Here is a 17,772-nt window from a genome sequence, read left to right as displayed (position 1 = left end):
TCGGACTCCTTCGAGTAACGGTTGGGGTGGGTGCGCGGGCAACGCGCATCAGAAATCCACTTTCATGCTGACGGCGACCGTGCGGCCGGGCGACGAATACGCGTCGAGCACTTGCGAATCGGCCGCGATGCCGCGCACGTCCGACCAGTTCCAGTACTTGCGGTCGAACAGGTTGCGGATGCCGATCGTCGCGCTCACGTGCTTGTTGAAGCGGTAGCCGCCGCGCAGGTCGACGACGAACGACGACGGCGGCGTGAAGCACGCCTTGTTCGAACAGTCGGATTTGTCGACGTCCTTGTCGCGTTTGGCGGCCTGGAACAGCAGGTCGGTCTGCACGAACCAGCGTTCGCCCGGTTCATACCGCACGCCGAACACGGCCGAGAACGGGTTCACGGTGTTCAGCGGCTGGCTGGCGGCGCCGTCGTTCTGCGTCGAGCCCTTCGTGAAGGCCATCGCCGTCTTCAGCGTGATGCCGTTCGGCATCGCCCATTCGGCGCGGCCTTCGAGGCCGTGGATGCGCGCATCGGCAAAGTTCACGTACTGGAACACGAACGGGTCGACCGGCCGGCCGCTGCCGGCGATCGTCGTGCGCGAGATGAAGTTGCGGTAGCGGCCGGTGAACGCGGCCGCGCTGTAGCGCACGACGCCGTAGCCGGCGCCGGCCTTGCCGCGCAGGCCGGCTTCGAACGTGTCGCTGGTCTCGGGCTTCAGGTTCGGATTGCCGATCGACGTGTAGCCGTACACGGGGTTCGAGAAGCTGCTGTTCACCTGGTCGGGCGTCGGCGCGCGGAAGCCGTGCGCGTACTGCACGTACGGAATGACCGCGGGCGTGATCTCGTAAAGCACGGCGACGCGCGGCGACAGTTCGTTCGCGCTCGTCGACACGGCCTTGCCGGTGAACAGCGGATCGTTTTCGGTGGGGCTCAACCGGTACGTGTCGAAGCGCAGGCCCGGCGTGACGAGCAGGCGGCCGTAGCCGATCTGGTCCTGCACGAACGCGCCGAACAGCGTGTAGTCGGTGTCGGGAAACGCCTTGTTCGGGAACGCTTCGCCGACGCCCGGCACCGTGCCGTCGCGCAGGTTCGTCACGCGCGACAGGCTGCCGTCCACGCCGTAGAGCAGCTTGTGCGCGAGCGGGCCGGTCGCGAAGCCGCTTTCGGCGAACGCGGAGCCGCCGAACGTACGTTCCTTGTACTGGTTGTCGCGCGAACGCGAGGGCTGCCTGCCGCGCGTCTCGAACGCGTACTGGTCCTGCTTCGCGTCCTGGTAGTAGAACTGCACGTGCGCGGTCTGGAACCAGCGGAATGCATCGTCGCGGAAGTCGTAATCGACGCTGAAGCGATTGCGCTCGAGCCGGTCGTGCGTCGTGAGGCCGAGCGTCGCCGGCGCATTGATCGCCGACAGCACGTCGGTGCTCACGCGCCGCTGCACCGTTTCGGCGGTGAACTTGATCGTGTCGCGCGTGGTGGGCGTCAGCACGAGCTTGCCGAGCAGCGATTCCGAATACACGTCCTGCGGGTTCGACGTCGTGCGCAGCGTGCTCGCCGAGTTGTTGCCGCCGCGCGTGTCGACCTCGTGGCCGCGCCGGCCGTCGGCGATGATCATCCCCTGGATGCGGTCGTTGCCGCCCGCGGCCGACACGGTCGCGCCGATGCTGCGGTCGGTCGAGTCGTAGCTCGGCCGGAACGAGAAGTAGTAAGGCTTGTTGTAGACGGACAGCAGGTCGCGCGGGTCCTTCGTGATGAAATTCACCGCGCCGGTCAGGCCGTCGCTGCCGTAGAGCGCCGACGCCGGCCCGCGCAGGATCTCGATGCGCTTGAGCGTGTCGAGATCGGCATAGTCGCCGCGGCCCGCTTCGAGCGGGCCGAACGAGAACGCGTTCGGCAGGCGGATGCCGTCTTCCATCAACAGCACGCGATTGCCTTCGAGGCCGCGGATGTTGATGCTCGAATCGCCGTCGCGGCCGCCGCCGAGCGCGGCGCTGCCGGGCCGGTACGCGGTGCGGCGCACCGTGATGCCCGGTTCGTAGCGCAGCGCGTCCTTGATGTTGGTGGCCTGCTGCTCTTCGAGATCGTCGTCGGTGATCACCGACACGGACGCCGCCGTGCGGCTCGCCGCGGTGGCGGTGCGGGTGGCCGTGACGGTGACGGGGTCGAGCAGCGCCGCATCGCCGCGCGCGGATGCGGCAGCGGCGGTCAGGACGGCGGAAGGCGGCGTGACGCCTTGCGGCGACGAATCGGCGTAAGCCGTGGCGGCGGACAGGCCGAACGCGCCGAACAGCGCGGCACGGATCGGCCGCCGCGCCAGCATGGAGCAATGCACAGGTGGTCTCCCATTGACGATAACAAGCCCGAAGGCTGGCTGGGTGACGCGTTCACCTGGCTGGCCCGTTTGCGCGCGGCATGCGGCAAACGGCGATTTGAAAGGCAACTGACAACCTTAACAGTGTAAATGAGAATTATTATCAATACAAGGACACAAAGCGGCTCATGCGAGTGAGCGCTCGCCTGCGCGGCTCGGCCGAGCTCGGGTCGGAAATTTGGGAGAAACCGGGGCGCGAACGCGCGCTAAGCCAGCGCTTCGACGCGAATCAGCAGGTTGCGCGCGTGCGCGACGAACGCGTCGTGCGTTGCGCGATCGCCGTGGCTTTCGATACCGGCCTGTTCGGCGAACGCGATCTGGTCGGTGTAGAGCTCGACGAGCGTACGGCGTGCGTCAGGGGGAAGCGCACGGATCATCGACACGATCAGCAGTTCCTGCGCGCGAAGCATGCCGGACAGCGATTGAGCGTTCATGCTGGCCTCCTCGGACGATGCGGCGGCGAGCCGCTCTTTCCATACTAGGCGCTCGGCGGCGGAGGTGGAGGCGAGGTGCGTGCGTGGCGGCGGCCGGCGCGCGATTCCGCGCGAACGCCGGGCGAGCCCACATTCGGCGCGGGCGTGCGGCCGGCGGCAACCGGCACGCAAGCGAATGCGAGGAAAATCAGCCGGCCGTGGTGGCGGACCGCGCATCGCGCACGACCTGCGCGACGCGTTCGACGAACTCGGCGTCGACGCTCGACAGCGCTTCGCGCTTGCCGTCGGGCATCTCGACCATCAGGCGGTAGGTGACGTCCTGCGTGGTCCAGGCGAGATAGCCGACGACGGCGAGCATCACGCCGACCACGAGCGCGGCGCTCGATGCGCCGATGCCGCCCGCGATGGCGATGGCCGCGCCGATCAGCGAGATCAGCGACGGCACGAGACGGTTCTTCGGAATCTTGACGACGTCGACGTGGCGGATGTCACGCAGTGCGAATACCTGCCCGGCGGCCGACAGGCCGTTGCGCGTGACCATGACGCCACGTTCGTTGAATGCGTTTTCCATCATGTGTTGCGTGGACGAAAACGCGCAGCGTAGCAGGTTTCGTTGCCGCGTCAAACGAGACCGACTGCCGCACGATGCGCGCGGCGCGGCCGACAGACGGGGGGCCGGGGGAACGGAAACGTGCTCAGAACTGTAGCCGGCCGTCGCCGTAAAGCCGGCCCGGCACGTGCGACGCGACGACCTCGGCGATTTCTTCGTCGGTCGATTCGGCCGGCACGATCTGGCGCCGCGCGGGCGCGTCGAGATGCATCGTCCATTCGACGAGGCGATACGGGCGGCCCCAGGGGCGCTGCATTTCAACCGAGACGCGGCAGCTCTGGACCGGCAGCGAGTGTTGGCACGTGAGAATCGCGTGCAGATGGCTGAAAACGGTATCTTCGATCATCATGGCCTCCGATCCTGTCTTGTGGGCAATCGATGGCGGCGCCGTCGGCGTTTAAAAAAAAAGCCGCCGATGCTCAGGCGGCCAACAGGGGGGGTGAGAGCATCGTCTCAGCCCAGAATTAAGCGAAACTTAAAAGCCCATAAAAAAGCGCCCCGCGTGGAGCGGGGCGCTTCTTGCCGTCGTGATCCGCGAGTTAAGCGGATGCTTTAGAACTTGTGACGGATACCGACGCGAGCGGCCAGCTGGTTCGACGAACCCGTACCCGACGTGTTGAAGTAGCTCGTGCTCGAACCGATCTGCGCCTGCACGTTGTTGCCCGACGCCTTCTGGTAGATCACCAGGCCATACACGTCCGTGCGCTTGCTCAGCGCGTAGTCGAGGCCCACGTTGCCCTGGTTCCAGTGCGCCGAGCTGCCGCTTTGCGTCGCGTTCGTGTACGTGTAGCCCGCTGCCGCCGACAGCGCCGGCGTGAACGCATACTTCACGCCTGCTTCGTATGCGTTGTAGAACGTGCCCGATGCGCCGGCCGCGATCGGGGTGAACTGCGTGCGCGTCCAGAGCAGCCATGCCGTTGCCGGGCCGAAGACGTAGCGGCCGCCGACGCCGTACGTGCGCAGGTCGCGGATGTTCGTCAGCGCGATGTTCGCGATCGACGTCGAGAAGGCCGGCGTCGACTGGCTCGGGAAGCGGATGTCCGTGTATGCCGCGCCGAGGGCGAACGGGCCGTTCGCGTAGTTCAGGCCGAAGCTGTATGCGCGCGACGAGCCGGGCGTCGTCGTGGTGCCCGTCGTCGTCGACGGTGCGCCGGCGAAGTCGGTCGAGTTCGAGAAGCCGTACAACGCGCCGAACGTGAAGCCGGCGTAGTTCGCGCTCTGGAACTTCACCGCGTTGTTGATGCGGCTCGACGTGAGCTGGTCGATGTCGTTCACGTGGTACGCGTAGTTGCCCGCGACCGTGTTGCCGCCCGTCGAGTAGTTCGAGCCGAGGATGTCGGTCGAGAACGAGTACTGGCGGCCGAACGTGACCGTGCCGTATTGCGCCTGGCTCAGGCCGACGTACGCTTGACGGCCGAAGATCGCGCCGCCCTGGCCGATCGTGCCGTTGCCGCTGTTGAAGCCGTTTTCGAGCACGAAGATCGCCTTCAGGCCGCCACCGAGGTCCTCGGTGCCGCGCAGGCCCCAACGGCTGCCCTGGGCCACGCCGTCGTCGTACTTGAACAGCTTGCCGCTGCCGGTAGCGGTCTTGCTGTGGTTCACGTAGCTGATACCGGCATCGATGACGCCGTACAGGGTCACGCTGCTTTGTGCGTGCGCCGTGCCGGCCGTTGCTGCGAGGGCGGCGATGGTCAACAGTTTCTTGTTCAAAGGATTCTCCGAGCGATTGAATGGCGTGTCCAGTTGCGGTTCCGGCGCTCTCTGCGGGCGCTCTCACGGACCGGCGCAACTTTATCGGCGGGCCACGTAATGAATATGACAGCGACTGTCATATGACGAATGTGTGGTGCCGATGCGACACGGAATTCTGCCCGGGTTGCCTGGCGAGGGTTATACCGATTTCGGCTGAGATTCGATCCCGATCCGGAATATGCACATGAAATAAGCTTGGTTTGCGGCGTTCGCGCCCCGTGCCACGATCCGTCCTCCAACACACGACACGGGACAAAGAGGACACCCATGCGACGTTCGATCCTGACCGGCCTCGGCGCACTCGCCGCCGCGCTGGCATTCGCCGCGCCCGACGCGCACGCCGACCCGCAAACGCTGAAGATCGGCACGATGAGCGGCCCCGACGCGCAAATCTGGACCGAGGTGACGAAGGTCGCCGCGCGCGAAGGCCTTGCGATCAAGGTGATCGAATTCAACGACTACGTGCAGCCGAACGCGGCGCTCGATGCCGGCGATCTCGATGCGAACGGCTTCCAGCACCAGCCGTTCCTCGACAGCCAGATCAAGCAGCGCGGCTACAAGATCGTCAACGTCGGGCTGACCTACACCGCGCCGATGGGCTTCTATTCGAAGAAGCTCAAGTCGCTGAAGGATCTGCCGGTCGGCGCGAAGGTCGGAATCCAGAACGATCCGTCGAACGGCAACCGCGCGCTGTTGCTGCTGCAGAAGTACGGCGTGATCAAGCTTAAGGCCGGCGCCGGCACGAACGGCGTGAACGCGACGCCGCTCGACGTCGCCGAGAATCCGAAGAAGATCAGGATCGTCGAACTCGACGCCGCGCAACTGCCGCGCGCGCTGCCCGATCTCGACGCCGCGTCGATCAACACCGACTACGCGGTGAAGGCAGGGCTCACGCCGGTGAAAGATGCGATCGCGATCGAGGATCTGCGCGGGCCGTACGCGAACCTGATCGCGGTGCGCGCGCAGGACAAGGACAAGCCGTGGGTGAAGAAGCTCGTCGCGGCCTATGAATCGAACGACGTGCGCAAGTTCATCGACCAGAAGTTCGGCGGCGCGATCGTGCCGGCGTTCTGAGCGGCCTTCGCGCCTGGCGGCCGGCGGCGCGGTATCGGCCGCCGACGCGCGCCCCGGAAAGCCAATCGCCCGCGCAAGCGGGCGATTTCATTGGTGGATGCGGATGGTGCGCATGCGCGCCGCGGCCCTGCCCGGCCCGGCGCGCGGGCCGGACACTCGGGCTCAGGCCGACAGCAGCGAGCCGGTGCGGATCGCGGTCGCGCCGGCGATGCGCGCGACTTCCATGCCGGCCGTCGCGAAGCGCACGACCTGGCGCGCGTACAGCACGCCCGACACGCTGCTCTTCAGCGTGACGACGCGATCGGTCAGCGGATCGACGATGTCGGCCACGGCCTGGCCGGCCTCGATCATCACGCCGACCGGCGTACGGAACACGATCACGCCCGACACGGGCGCGACGAGCGGATCGGTGCCCGCGAGCGGCGTGGCCGGATGCGCGAGCGGCGGCAGCGGTGCCGGCGTGCCTTCGACGACGCCGCGCTCGGTCAGGTATTCGACGATCGCCTGGGCATCCTTTTCGGCGAACTCGTACGACACGTCGCGTTCGCTGCGCAGTTCCACCGTGACGGAAATCGCGCCGTTCGGGATCGGGAAGCGGTCGCCGAAGCGGTTGCGCAGATCCGACCAGCAGAAGCTGTGGATTTCGTCGAACGGGTTGCCGACCGAATTCAGCGCGAGCAGCGACGCCTTGGCATCGAGATAGCGCGCCAGCGGCTCGACGTCCGGCCAGAGATCGGGATTCGTGTAGAGGTGCATCACCGCATCGCTGTCGCAGTGCAGGTCGAGCACGATATCGGCGTCGAACGACAGCTTCTGTAGCGCGAGGCGCTGCGAGTCGAGTTCGGTGCGCGGCTTCTGCTCGTCGAGCGCTTCGCGCATCGCGGTGCGCACGACGGCGAGATTGCGCTGCGCGTCGTTCGTGAGGCGGTCTTCCACGCGCGGCAGCACGAGCGCCGCGAGATCGTAGAAATTGCGGTTGAAGTTCTGCATCGAGCCGAGCTCGAAGCGGCCGAGGTGATCGCCGAACACGTGTTGCGACAGGCCGATCGGATTGGGCACGGGCACGATGACGATTTCGCCGCGCAGCTTGCCGGCCGTCTCGAGCGCGGCGATCTTGCGGCGCAGCAGCGTGGCGACCAGCATGCCGGGCAGTTCGTCCGCGTGCAGCGACGACTGGATGTAGACCTTCTTGCCGCCGCGCGGGCCGTAGTGGAAGCTGGTGATCTGGCGTTCGGTGCCGACGGCGGGGGAAATCAGCGGATGGGTCTGCGTTTGCATGATGAGGGGAGTGCGGCGCAGCCGCGAATGATCCGTGTGCGTGGAAGATCGATTGTACGTTGCCTTCCTCGCCCCCACCAAACCGGCGCCGGAACATCCGGTTTCCCGTTGAGAATCATCGGGTTGGCGCGGAAAAAATAACGTCGTCCGCGCCGTGCCCAAAAAAAACGGGCTCCTTGCGGAGCCCGTCGGTGTCGCGCCGAATCGCGCGTCGGTCGGCCGGATTACTTGCCGTAGACGTCGAAATCGAAGTACTTCTTCGCGATCTTGTCGTACGTGCCGTCCTTGCGCATGCCGGCGATCGCGCCGTCGATCTTCGCCTTCAGGTCGGTGTCTTCCTTGCGCAGGCCAATGCCGGCGCCGTTGCCGAGCGTCTTCGGATCGTCGAGATCCTTGCCGGCGAAGTCGAAGTTCGCGCCGCGCGGCGTCTTCAGAAAGCCGATCTCGGCTTGCACCGCGTCCTGCAGCGCGCCGTCCAGACGGCCGGAGATCAGGTCGGCGTAGACCTGGTCCTGGTTCTGGTAAGGCACGACGTTCACGCCCTTGGACGCCCAGTACGTCTTCGCATAGGTTTCCTGGATCGTGCCCTGCTCGACGCCGACCGACTTGCCCTTCAGCGATTCGGCCGTCGGCTGCAGGTTCGCGCCCTTCTTCGTGACGAGGCGCGTCGGCGTGTTGAACAGCTTCGCCGAGAACGCGATCTGTTCGGCGCGCGCCGGCGTCATCGACATCGACGACAGCACGCCGTCGAACTTGCGGGCCTTCAGCGCCGGGATCATCCCGTCGAAGTCGTTCTCGATCCACACGCACTTCGCGTTGATGCGGCGGCAGATCTCGTTGCCGAGATCCACGTCGAAGCCGACCACCTTGCCGTCGGCGCCTTTCGATTCGAAGGGCGGGTAGCTTGCGTCGACGCCGAACCGCACGGTCGACCAGTCCTTCGCGTACGCGCTGCCGGCCGATACGGCGAGCAGGGCCACGGTCACAGCCGCAAGAATCTTTTTCACTCGGTGACTCCTCGTTTTGTTCGATGGGTGCGCGGTTGTGCCGCGCCGTAAGCCTTCGGCCCGCCGCGGCTTCGCGTCGGACAGTCCGTTTCGCTCGCCCGATGGGGGCGCGCGACGTGCGCAAGATTATCAAGACAAAATACCGGCGGGGCGCCTAGGACAAGCCCCGATACCGGGCCCGGCGGCGGCGCGTCGGACGCACCGCCGTTTCACACACAGGAACGATTCAGCCGAGCGTTTCGTTGACCGCGCGCTGCAGGCACGTGACGAAGTGCGACACGGCGGGCGTGGGCAGCAGGTCGCGCCGCGCGATGATCGACAGGTCGAAGCGCGGCATGCTTTCGTCGAGTTCGGCCGTGCGGATGCCGAGCGGCGCGACCATCGCGGCGAGCGGGCGCGTGAAGCAGCCGATCACGTCCGAGCGCGCGACGAGCCCGAGCGTCACCGCGAACGACATCGGCGAGCGCAGCAGGCGTTTGGGCAGCGGCAGCCCGTGCGCCTCGAACATCCCGACCATCACGCTGTGCGGGAACTGCTCGGCGCCGACCGTGACGATCCATTCGGCATCGAGCAATTCCTCTAACCGGCGTGCCTGCGCGAGCGGGTGGCCGTCGCGCATCACGATCGTGAATTCGGTCGACAGCAGCGGCAATTGCGTGAAATCGCGGTCGAGCGCGGGCACATGGTGCATTGCAGCGATGTCGAGCGTGCCGTTGCGCAACTGCGCGAGCGCGTCGGGCACCGTCACTTCCTCCAGATGCAGGCTGACGTTCGGCATCGACTCGCGGAACGCCGTCACCGCGTGCGGCAACGCCGTCAGCGCGATCGACGGCATCGTGCCGACCGCGACGCGGCCCGACATCTCGCCTTTTACCTGCTCGACGGCCTCGACCGTGCGGCGGACGTCGCCGAGCAACTGCTCGGCGCGCGGCAGCAGCGCCTCGCCGCACGCGGTCAGCTCGACGCCGCGCACGCTGCGCGCGAGCAATTCCGCGTTGAGCGCCGTTTCGAGCTCGCGGATCGTGTGCGTGATCGCCGGCTGCGTGACGCCGAGCTCGCGCGCGGCGGCGCGCAGGCTCTTCAGGTGCGCGGCGGAGACGAACGCCTGGAGCTGCGCGATGTTCAAGGGATTGCGGATGCGGGTCATCGGTCGGGTCCGGTTGGCGCAAAAGGGGGCGGCGGGTTCGGATTCGGGCGGCGATCCGGATGCACGTCACGCGTCGGCGCGTGCGCGGAACGCCTGCCGATAGCGCTGCGGCGACGTGCCGACGATGCGTGAGAAGCGCTCGCGAAACGCGGTGACCGAACCGAACCCGGCTTCCGTCGCCACATGTTCGATCGACAGTTCGGTCACCTCCAGCAACTGCTGCGCATGCCTGACGCGCGCGGTCTGCAGCCATTGCCCCGGCGACGTGCCCGTCTGCTCCTGGAAGCGCCGCGTCAGCGTGCGCACGCTGGTCGACGCCTTGCGCGCGATAGCGTCGAGCGTCAGCGGCTGGCGCAGGTTCGCGTGCAGCCAGTCCATCAGGTCGTGCAGCCCGTCGCCGCCGGCCGGCCATTCGGGCGCGATGAACTGCGCCTGCCCGCCTTCGCGCACGCGCGGCGCCACCGCGCTGCGGGCCGCGTCGACGGCGACGGCCGCGCCATAGTCGGCCTGGATCATGTGCAGGCACAGATCGAGACCGGCCGCCGCGCCGGCCGAGGTCAGGATCCGGCCGTTGTCGACGAACAGCACGTTCGCATCGACGTCGACGTTCGGGTAGCGGCGCGCGAGTTCGGCGGCCGCGAGCCAGTGCGTCGTCGCGCGCAGGCCGTCGAGCAGCCCGGCCTCCGCGAGCACGAACGCGCCGCTGCAGATCGACGCGATCCGGCGCCCGCGCGCGGCCGCCGCGCGCAGCGCATCGAGCACGCGGCGCGACGTGGGCGCGAGCGGCACCGACGTACCGGGGACCATGATCGTGTCGGCGTCGGCCAGCGCATCGAGGCGAAACGGCGGGCGCAACTCGAACAGGTCGCCGCCGACGCGCGGCTGCTCGCTGCATACGCGTACACGGTACGCCTGCGCGGCGTTCGGCGCCCGCACGCGCGCGAACGTGTCGCAGGCGACGCCGAGATCGAACGGGACGACATCGGGCAAGGCAAGAACGGCGACCGTATGCATGGCGTTCGCGGCCGTGGCCAGAATCCGTTGAAAGATGTCATTCTAGCCAATGGCTCGACCCGGCACCACACGCGACAATCGCGGCGGACCACCTGGAGGCCTGCCGATGAAACAAGACGATCGCAACGCGTTGCGGAACCTGCAATACCTGTCGCTGCTGGAAGCGGCCACGCTCGTCGTGCTGGTGTGCGTCGCTGTGCCGCTCAAGCACCTGGCCGGGTATCCGGTCGCGGTATCGATCATGGGCCCGGTTCATGGCATCGCGTTCGCGATGTACGTTTGGGCGGTGGTCGGCACCGCGTCGAGCGGGTTGTGGAGCAAGGGCGAGGTCGCGCGGCTCGTGCTGTCGGCCGTGGTGCCGTTCGCGGGTCTGGCGAGCGCCGGCTGGATCGCGCGCAGGCGGCACGCGCGATGATTTACCTGGTGCTGAAGGCCGTGCATCTGGTCGCCGTCGTCACGTTCGTCGGCGGGCTGCTGCTGTCGTCGGTCGCGGTCCGTATCGCGAACCTCGCCGTGCATCGCGCGGTGCGGCGCTGGGATCGCACGGTGACGGCGCCCGCGCTCGCGATCGTCTGGATCGCCGGCATCGCGCTCGCGTTGAGCGGTCACTGGTTCGGCGCCGCGTGGCTGTCGGCGAAGCTCGCGCTCGTCGTCGCGCTGTCGGTGCTGCACGGAATCCTGGCCGGCACGCTGCGGCGCATGGAGCGCGACGATCTCGTCGCCGTGCCGGCGCCGTGGCTCGGGCGGACGGCGGGCGCGGTGATCGTCGCGATGGCGCTCGTCGTTGGGCTGGCCGTGATCAAGCCGTTCTGACGGGGCGGGTTCGCGCCGTTTTCGCGACGGGCGTCACGCCGCGCCGCACCGGCAAAAAAAGGCCTGGAAACTCGCGTTCCCAGGCCGGCAGACCATCGACGACGATGGTGGAGGAGACGATCTCGTCCCGATGCGCGCCGCCTTCGTGCCGGCGACGTCGCGCATGGCGTGCGCTCAGATGGCCCAGCCGCCAAGATAGAACGTGACGAGCACGGCCGCGATCAGCACGGTGCCGACGTTGAGCTTGCGGAATTCGCCGCTGGCGAGGCGGCCGATCACGAGCGTCGAGAAGCCGAGCATGATGCCCGTCACGATGTTCGCGGTCAGCACGATGAACACCGCGCACACGAGGCCCGACATCGCGTCGACCATGTCGTCCATGTGCAGCTTGCTCACGCTGCCGAGCATCAGCAGGCCGACGTACATCAGCGCGGGCGCCGTCGCATACGACGGCACGAGGCCCGCGAGCGGCGAGAAGAACATCACGACGAGGAACAGCAGGCCGACCACGGCGGCCGCGAGCCCCGTCTTCGCGCCGGCGGCCACGCCGACGCTCGACTCGATGTAGGCGGCCGCCGGCGCGCCGCCGAGGAAGCCGGAGAAGATCGAGCTGACCGAATCGGCGGTCAGCGCACGGCCGCCGTTGATGATGCGGCCGTTCTCGTCGAGCTGGCCGGCCTGGCCCGCGACCGCGCGGATCGTGCCGGTCGCGTCGAACACGGCGGTCATCACCAGCGCGAGCACGCTCGGCAGCACGGCCATCGACAGCGCGCCCTTGATGTCCATCGCGCCGATCAGCGATGCGTGGCCCGGCGCGCTCAGCGACGGCAGCGCGAAGATGCCGCGGTACTTCACGCCCGGATCGAAGATCAGGCCGAACACCGAGATCGCGATCACGACGAGCAGGATCCCGCCCGGCACGCGGCGCTTTTCGAGGCCGAAGATCGCGGCGAGGCCGATGACCGACATGATGACCGGGAACGCGGTGATCTGGCCGAGCGAGACCGGCAGGCCGGCGCCCGGGTTCTTGATCACGAGGCCGACGTCGTTCGACGCGATCAGCAGCAGGAACAGGCCGATGCCGATGCCCGTGCCGTGCGCGACGCCCGCGGGCAGGTTGCGCAGGATCCACGAACGCACGCCGGTGATCGAGATGCCGGTGAACACGAGGCCCATCAGGAACACGGCGCCGAGCGCGACCGTCGGAGGCAGCCCCTTGCCGAGCACGAGGCCGAACGCGGTGAACGCGGTCAGCGAGATCGCGCAGCCGATCGCGATCGGCAGCTTCGCCCACAGGCCCATCAGCAGCGAGCCGAACGCGGTGGTGACGCACACCGCGACGAACACGGCGCTCGTGTCGAAACCGGCCTTGCCGAACATGCCGGGCACGACGAACACGGAATAGACCATCGCGAGGAACGTGGTCACGCCGGCAATGATCTCGCGGCGCTGCGTGCTGCCGCGCGACGAAATGCCGAAATAGCGGTCGATGACTCCCTGGGCGCCGAAGTCAGTTTCTTCCGCGCCGACGCCGACCGTCGGCTGCACCGGGGTATCACTCATGAGCTTGCTCCTTTATCAGCATGCTGAAACGGCCCGTTGCGAACCGTCGTCAGGGTGTCTCGTATCTGGTTGGGATTGTTCGGCAACGTCGTGGGGACGAACGACGCGCGATGCGTGTCGTTACGCTCGAATCGAAACGATCGCGAGGGTGTCGCGTCGGACGACGCGTGCCGTGGTCGACTCCGTCGCGTGTGCCTTGCCGTAGCGAAGGTTAGGCGAGCCGCCCATCACGTCCCATCGGGGGACGAGCATGCAGCGCATGTCGCAGCGCTTATATCGGCGTGCGACGGGGCTCCGCCGCGCCGACACGCGTGTATACGCCTAGTTCGAATCCGTTAAGGCGACTATTTGAATGCGGGGGCGGCGGGCGGGGCGTTGGGTATTACGAATGACTTTCAGGGCGGCCCGGAAGGCCAGCGCGCATGCGCGGCTTCCGTCCCGGCGCGGCCTCAACTGCGCGCGAGATGGGCGAGATACGCGCAGAACATGTCGGCCATCCCGTCCGAGTACGCATCGATTTCCGCCGAGGTGCGCGCGGTTTCGGAGAACGCCTTGCCGCCCGTCGTGAGCGTCGTCAGGATCAGTTCGCACGCGAGCGCATGCGTGGCGTCGGGCACGTCGGGCAGCGCTTCGCGCATGAACGCGGTGAACACCCGGTTGCCCTCGGCCTTCACTGCCTGCGCCTCGGGGGCGTCGCGATAGAGCGGGGCGGCGTCGTCGAGAGCGATCCGCATCGGCGCCTCGTCGCATTCCGAACGGATGAACGCGTGGACGGCGGCGCGCACGCGCTCGGGCGGCGTCTTCCGAGTGTCCTGCAGGATCCCGCACAGCATGTCGTGCGTTTGCCGCCACTCGTCGTGCTGGAGCCGGAACAGCACGGACGCCTTGTTCGGGAAGTACTGGTACAGCGAGCCGACGCTCACGCCGGCCCGCTCCGCGACGCGCGCCATCGTGAAGCGCTGCGCGCCCTCGCTCGCCAAAACCTGAATAGCCGCCTGCAGGACGTCCTCGACGAGACGGGTCGAGCGCGCCTGCCGAGGCAGCTTGCGCGTGGCGATCGGGGCGTTTCGGCGGTCGGTCATGAGCGGTTTGCCAATGCGAATAGTAAAACCTGAATGGTTCGTCATATTCTAGTTGGGTGCAACGACGCACTCAACCCGATACCGGAGATTCGCATGACCACCCTGATGCTCGACCCGCTGGCTTCGCTGCTGGCGCGCCTGTTCGACGAAGCCGACGCGTCGTCGCCCGCGACGAGCCCGGCCTTCGCCAACGTGTCGCGCAACGAGCAAGCGCGGCTGATGCGCAGCAAGACCGACTACGCCGATCTGTATGCGCGCTTGAAGGATTACCCGCTTCCCGTGTCGCGCGAGACGGGCATGCTGCTGTACATGCTCGCGCGCAGCGGCAGTGCCAAGGCAATCGTCGAATTCGGCACGTCGTTCGGCATTTCGACGCTGCATATGGCGGCCGCGCTGCGCGACAACGGCGGCGGGCGGCTGATCACGAGCGAATTCGAGCCGACGAAGGTCGTACGCGCGCAGGCCAACCTGGCGGCAGCCGGACTGGCCGATCTCGTGGAGATTCGCGAAGGCGATGCGCTCCACACGCTGGCCGCCGGTCTGCCGGATTCGGTCGACCTGTTGTTGCTCGACGGGGCGAAGGCGCTGTATCCGGAGATTCTCGCGCGGGTCGAGCCGCGGCTCAGGGCGGGGGCATTCGTCGTGGCCGACAACGCGGAATACAGCCCCGACTATCTTGCTTACGTGCGCGCGCCGGAAAACGGCTATCTGTCGGTGCCGTTCGGCGGCGACGTCGAATTGTCGATGCGGACACGCTGACCAGGCGGAACGAGGGTGTCGACGATTTCACGCTTCCCCGTATCAAATATAGGAGGCCTGATTAATGGAAGCGCGGCGAAAGGCGACGGGATGATGCCGGTCGCTTGCGCTGCCTTGCGCGTCACTTCAGGAACACGTAGCGCGCGAAGTACGGGAAGCGGCCGACCGCATGCTCGGTCGTGCACGTCGCGGCCGGCGGCGTGCCGCCCGCCGTGTCGAGCCGCTGCACGAAGCGCACGCTGGCGAGCGTGCCGGTTGCGGCCGGCGTCGCCGCGAGCAGCAGTTGCGGAATGCTGGCCGCGCTTGCGCTCGGCATTTCCGCGAGCTTCTTGCCGGTAATACGGCTGCCATCGAGCGCTTCCCACGACGGCCCCGCGCCGTGCCGCACGACGAGCGCGCCGTTTTCATCGAACAACGTCGCCTCCGGGCGCTTGAAGGCCCACGCGAGCCGGTGGTCGGCATCGTATTCGCACGAATAGATCTGCACGCCGGTCGCGGTGGTCGCCAGCACCGGCGTGGCCGGCGCCGGCGGCGCGAGGCCGGCAGCCTCGTCGGCGTGTGCGGGCGCGGTAAAAGCCGCCAGGGAAAGACCGGCCGCAAGGGCCAGCAGCATGTCGCGTGTCGGGGATCGGCTTGGCATGACGGGGCGTCCTTTCAGGTCGGGTGACGGTCGTACGACGTCGATCCCGTCAACGTTAGACGCCGATCGCACAGGCTGCAATGCGGAAATGACAATCGCGGCGATAGTCGCCGCGATTGCCGAAGGAGCGGACCCGCGATCAGCGGATCGCGATCGGGTTGATGTTGACCTGCGTGGAGCCGACGTACAACGGCTGGCCGAGCACGAACAGGAATTCCCATGCCTTGTCGCGCACCAGCGCGCGGCTGTCGATCAACTCCAGGTTGTAGATGCCGCGCTTCGCGAGCATGTACTGGTTGACCGGGAATTCGTCCCGCGTGTGCGGATTCGGATAGACCTCCGACGCCCACGTGTCGCCGCCGAACGCGACGATTCCCTGATCGGCCAGCCACTTCGCCGCTTCCATGCCGATGCCGGGCTCGACGTCGAGGAACTGCTTGTCGTCCTTGCCGATCAGCTCGAGCCAGCCGGTGTTGAACAGCACGACGTCGCCCTTGCGCAGCGTCAGCCCCTGCTGCTTCAGCACGGCCTGGATGTCGGCGACCGTGAATTCGGTGCCTCCCGGCACGATCGGCTTGCCGTAGCGGGCGGTCATGTCGAGCACGACGCCGCGCGTGACGATCGGCGGCACCTTCTCGACGCCGAGCTTCTTCACGCCGTCGACGGTCACGAAATCGGCCGCCCGGTTGCCGTTGTAGTACACGTTGTCGATGCCGATGTGGCCGATGCCGTTGAGCTGCGTGCCGACGCCGGTCCACGCGTTGACGAGTTCGTCGTTGAACGTGAACTTGTTCGGGCCGAGGCTCTTGCCGGCCTGCTGGCCGACCTGCACGTTGTACAGCCGGAAGCTGCGATGGCGGAACGCCGGCAGGTGCTTGTCCACCGGCACGGCCAGCGGATAGGTCTTGCCGGCCTTCACGAGGCCGACCGCGTGCTTGACGACGTCGGGCGTCAGCAGGTTGGCCGCGCCGATTTCGTCATCGGCGCCATAGACGGACGGATACCAGTCGGCCGCCGCGGCCGACGCGGCGGCGTGGGCAGCTTGCGCGGCCGCGAACGGCAGGATCGCGGCGAGTACGAGCCGGGCGAGCGTTGCTTTCATTCGGGGCTCCTGTCGCGCGTTACGCCGCGGCTTGCGCGAGCGTCGGGTAGTCGGTCAGGCCGTGGGCGCCGCCGCCGAACAGCGTGTTGCGATCGTGCGGCGCGAGCGCGGCGCCGGTGCGCAGCCGTTCGGGCAGGTCGGGGTTCGCGACGAACGGGCGGCCGAATGCGGCGAGGTCGGCCCAGCCGGCGGCGATCGCTTCGCGTGCGCGCTCGGCGGTGTACGCGCCGGCATAGATCAGCACGCCCGGGAACGCGGCGCGCAATTGCTGCTTGAAGGCGACCGGCATCAGCGGCGCGTCGTCCCAGTCGGCTTCCGCGATGTGCAGGTAGCCGACGCCGAGTTCGCCGAGCAGCTTCGCGGCGGCGAGGTAGGTCGTTTCCGGGTCGTCGTCGACGCAGCCGTTCAGCGTGGTCAGCGGCGCGAGGCGGATGCCGACGCGCGACGCGTCGCCGGTCCCTTCGATCAGCGCCTGCGTGACTTCGCGCAGGAAGCGCAGCCGGTTCTCGAGCGAGCCGCCGTACTGATCGGTGCGCGTGTTCGCGTTCGAGTCGATGAACTGGTTCACGAGGTAGCCGTTCGCGCCGTGCAGCTCGACGCCGTCGAAGCCGGCCTCGATCGCATGGCGGGCGGCGGTCCGATATTGACTGACGATCTCGCGGATCTCGTCGACCGACAGCGCGCGCGGCTCGGAGGCCTGCACGAAGCCGGGCGTGCTGCCGTCCTCGCCGGCGATGAACACGTTCACGCCCTTCGCCTGGAGCGGGGACGACGACACGGGTTGCGCGCCGCCGAGCAGGCTCGTGTGGCTCAGCCGGCCGACGTGCCACAGCTGCGCGAAGATGCGGCCGTGCGCGGCATGCACGGCGTCCGTCACCTTGCGCCAGCCGGCGACCTGCGACGGCGTGTGAATGCCGGGCGTCCACGCGTAGCCCTTGCCGAGCGGCGCGATATAGGTGCCTTCGCTGACGATCAGGCCCGCACTCGCGCGCTGCGCGTAGTACGCGGCCATCAGTTCGTTGGCTTCGTCGCCGGGCTGGCTCGCGCGCGAACGCGTCATCGGCGGCATCACGATGCGGTTCGGCAGCGTCAGCGCGCCGAGTCGCAGCGGTTGGAAAAGCGGGTCCTGGGTCATG

At 67.5% G+C, this 17,772-nt stretch carries 18 protein-coding genes; 4 read left to right on the top strand and 14 right to left on the bottom strand.

Annotated elements, in window-relative coordinates:
- Positions 1-48: 48 nt before the first annotated feature.
- From CFB35_RS27405 to CFB35_RS27385, 5 genes are all read right to left on the bottom strand, one after another.
- A complete protein-coding gene (locus CFB35_RS27405) occupies positions 49-2,322 on the bottom strand; it encodes a TonB-dependent hemoglobin/transferrin/lactoferrin family receptor (protein ID WP_060011254.1) in 2,274 nt (757 codons plus the stop codon).
- Between the two features lie 245 nt (positions 2,323-2,567).
- A complete protein-coding gene (locus CFB35_RS27400) occupies positions 2,568-2,795 on the bottom strand; it encodes a hypothetical protein (RefSeq protein WP_059581936.1) in 228 nt (75 codons plus the stop codon).
- 187 nt (positions 2,796-2,982) lie between these two features.
- Positions 2,983-3,366, bottom strand: coding sequence for a DUF6232 family protein (locus CFB35_RS27395; protein ID WP_059641486.1), 384 nt, complete (start codon positions 3,364-3,366; stop codon positions 2,983-2,985).
- A gap of 124 nt (positions 3,367-3,490) precedes the next feature.
- Entirely contained in the window at positions 3,491-3,751 is a 261-nt protein-coding gene (locus CFB35_RS27390; protein WP_011548992.1) for a DUF2866 domain-containing protein, read from the bottom strand.
- 206 nt (positions 3,752-3,957) lie between these two features.
- Positions 3,958-5,115: a porin gene (locus tag CFB35_RS27385; protein WP_059581942.1), complete on the bottom strand. Its 1,158-nt coding sequence runs from the start codon at positions 5,113-5,115 to the stop codon at positions 3,958-3,960.
- 309 nt (positions 5,116-5,424) lie between these two features.
- Here CFB35_RS27385 and CFB35_RS27380 point away from each other — a divergent pair, with 309 nt between their 5' ends.
- Positions 5,425-6,231: a MetQ/NlpA family ABC transporter substrate-binding protein gene (locus tag CFB35_RS27380; protein WP_089465828.1), complete on the top strand. Its 807-nt coding sequence runs from the start codon at positions 5,425-5,427 to the stop codon at positions 6,229-6,231.
- Between the two features lie 162 nt (positions 6,232-6,393).
- Here CFB35_RS27380 and CFB35_RS27375 read toward each other — a convergent pair whose 3' ends face one another.
- The 4 genes from CFB35_RS27375 to CFB35_RS27360 all read right to left on the bottom strand — a co-directional run bounded on the left by CFB35_RS27375 (position 6,394) and on the right by CFB35_RS27360 (position 10,677).
- The gene (locus tag CFB35_RS27375; RefSeq protein ID WP_059581947.1) at positions 6,394-7,509 is read right to left on the bottom strand and encodes a succinylglutamate desuccinylase/aspartoacylase family protein; all 1,116 of its coding nucleotides are present in this window, start codon (positions 7,507-7,509) and stop codon (positions 6,394-6,396) included.
- 224 nt (positions 7,510-7,733) lie between these two features.
- A complete protein-coding gene (locus tag CFB35_RS27370) occupies positions 7,734-8,516 on the bottom strand; it encodes an ABC transporter substrate-binding protein (RefSeq protein ID WP_059641491.1) in 783 nt (260 codons plus the stop codon).
- Between the two features lie 226 nt (positions 8,517-8,742).
- On the bottom strand, positions 8,743-9,663 hold the full coding sequence (locus CFB35_RS27365) for a LysR family transcriptional regulator (protein WP_059581952.1): 921 nt from the start codon (positions 9,661-9,663) through the stop codon (positions 8,743-8,745).
- Between the two features lie 66 nt (positions 9,664-9,729).
- A complete protein-coding gene (locus CFB35_RS27360) occupies positions 9,730-10,677 on the bottom strand; it encodes a GlxA family transcriptional regulator (RefSeq protein WP_059581954.1) in 948 nt (315 codons plus the stop codon).
- 106 nt (positions 10,678-10,783) lie between these two features.
- Between CFB35_RS27360 and CFB35_RS27355 the strand changes: the two genes are divergently transcribed.
- Complete coding sequence (locus CFB35_RS27355; RefSeq protein ID WP_060011258.1) at positions 10,784-11,092, top strand: DUF3817 domain-containing protein; 309 nt, start codon at positions 10,784-10,786, stop codon at positions 11,090-11,092.
- Entirely contained in the window at positions 11,089-11,490 is a 402-nt protein-coding gene (locus tag CFB35_RS27350; protein WP_089465827.1) for a CopD family protein, read from the top strand. The genes CFB35_RS27355 and CFB35_RS27350 overlap by 4 nt, the downstream gene beginning before the upstream one ends.
- A 174-nt stretch (positions 11,491-11,664) precedes the next feature.
- Here the strand turns inward: CFB35_RS27350 and CFB35_RS27345 are convergent, their stop codons facing one another.
- Positions 11,665-13,053, bottom strand: coding sequence for an NCS2 family permease (locus CFB35_RS27345; RefSeq protein ID WP_059641498.1), 1,389 nt, complete (start codon positions 13,051-13,053; stop codon positions 11,665-11,667).
- A gap of 449 nt (positions 13,054-13,502) precedes the next feature.
- Positions 13,503-14,180: a TetR family transcriptional regulator gene (locus CFB35_RS27340; protein ID WP_089465826.1), complete on the bottom strand. Its 678-nt coding sequence runs from the start codon at positions 14,178-14,180 to the stop codon at positions 13,503-13,505.
- Positions 14,181-14,228: 48 nt separating this feature from the next.
- On the opposite strand from CFB35_RS27340, the gene CFB35_RS27335 reads away from it, so the two are divergent.
- Entirely contained in the window at positions 14,229-14,894 is a 666-nt protein-coding gene (locus tag CFB35_RS27335; RefSeq protein ID WP_089465825.1) for an O-methyltransferase, read from the top strand.
- Between the two features lie 121 nt (positions 14,895-15,015).
- Here CFB35_RS27335 and CFB35_RS27330 read toward each other — a convergent pair whose 3' ends face one another.
- The 3 genes from CFB35_RS27330 to CFB35_RS27320 form a co-directional block, all read right to left on the bottom strand.
- Positions 15,016-15,534, bottom strand: coding sequence for a DUF3455 domain-containing protein (locus CFB35_RS27330; RefSeq protein WP_089465824.1), 519 nt, complete (start codon positions 15,532-15,534; stop codon positions 15,016-15,018).
- Positions 15,535-15,673: 139 nt separating this feature from the next.
- On the bottom strand, positions 15,674-16,636 hold the full coding sequence (locus CFB35_RS27325) for a cyclase family protein (protein ID WP_089465823.1): 963 nt from the start codon (positions 16,634-16,636) through the stop codon (positions 15,674-15,676).
- Positions 16,637-16,655: 19 nt separating this feature from the next.
- Complete coding sequence (locus CFB35_RS27320; RefSeq protein ID WP_060011264.1) at positions 16,656-17,771, bottom strand: alkene reductase; 1,116 nt, start codon at positions 17,769-17,771, stop codon at positions 16,656-16,658.
- Position 17,772 lies beyond the last annotated feature (1 nt).

The organism is Burkholderia sp. AU16482, from assembly GCF_002223285.1.
In the GTDB taxonomy this organism is placed as follows: domain Bacteria; phylum Pseudomonadota; class Gammaproteobacteria; order Burkholderiales; family Burkholderiaceae; genus Burkholderia; species Burkholderia semiarida.
This window is presented reverse-complemented; position numbering and strand designations above follow the sequence as displayed.

Excerpts from the sequence above, each read along its gene's own strand:
- CFB35_RS27360 (WP_059581954.1), bottom strand. The coding sequence starts at position 10,677 with ATGCATACGGTCGCCGTTCTTGCCTTGCCCGATGTCGTCCCGTTCGAT.
- CFB35_RS27400 (WP_059581936.1), bottom strand. The coding sequence starts at position 2,795 with ATGAACGCTCAATCGCTGTCCGGCATGCTTCGCGCGCAGGAACTGCTG.
- CFB35_RS27335 (WP_089465825.1), top strand. The coding sequence starts at position 14,229 with ATGACCACCCTGATGCTCGACCCGCTGGCTTCGCTGCTGGCGCGCCTG.
- CFB35_RS27395 (WP_059641486.1), bottom strand. The coding sequence starts at position 3,366 with ATGGAAAACGCATTCAACGAACGTGGCGTCATGGTCACGCGCAACGGC.
- CFB35_RS27390 (WP_011548992.1), bottom strand. The coding sequence starts at position 3,751 with ATGATCGAAGATACCGTTTTCAGCCATCTGCACGCGATTCTCACGTGC.
- CFB35_RS27365 (WP_059581952.1), bottom strand. The coding sequence starts at position 9,663 with ATGACCCGCATCCGCAATCCCTTGAACATCGCGCAGCTCCAGGCGTTC.
- CFB35_RS27325 (WP_089465823.1), bottom strand. The coding sequence starts at position 16,636 with ATGAAAGCAACGCTCGCCCGGCTCGTACTCGCCGCGATCCTGCCGTTC.
- CFB35_RS27350 (WP_089465827.1), top strand. The coding sequence starts at position 11,089 with ATGATTTACCTGGTGCTGAAGGCCGTGCATCTGGTCGCCGTCGTCACG.
- CFB35_RS27355 (WP_060011258.1), top strand. The coding sequence starts at position 10,784 with ATGAAACAAGACGATCGCAACGCGTTGCGGAACCTGCAATACCTGTCG.
- CFB35_RS27375 (WP_059581947.1), bottom strand. The coding sequence starts at position 7,509 with ATGCAAACGCAGACCCATCCGCTGATTTCCCCCGCCGTCGGCACCGAA.
- CFB35_RS27330 (WP_089465824.1), bottom strand. The coding sequence starts at position 15,534 with ATGCCAAGCCGATCCCCGACACGCGACATGCTGCTGGCCCTTGCGGCC.
- CFB35_RS27340 (WP_089465826.1), bottom strand. The coding sequence starts at position 14,180 with ATGACGAACCATTCAGGTTTTACTATTCGCATTGGCAAACCGCTCATG.
- CFB35_RS27345 (WP_059641498.1), bottom strand. The coding sequence starts at position 13,053 with ATGAGTGATACCCCGGTGCAGCCGACGGTCGGCGTCGGCGCGGAAGAA.
- CFB35_RS27380 (WP_089465828.1), top strand. The coding sequence starts at position 5,425 with ATGCGACGTTCGATCCTGACCGGCCTCGGCGCACTCGCCGCCGCGCTG.
- CFB35_RS27320 (WP_060011264.1), bottom strand. The coding sequence starts at position 17,771 with ATGACCCAGGACCCGCTTTTCCAACCGCTGCGACTCGGCGCGCTGACG.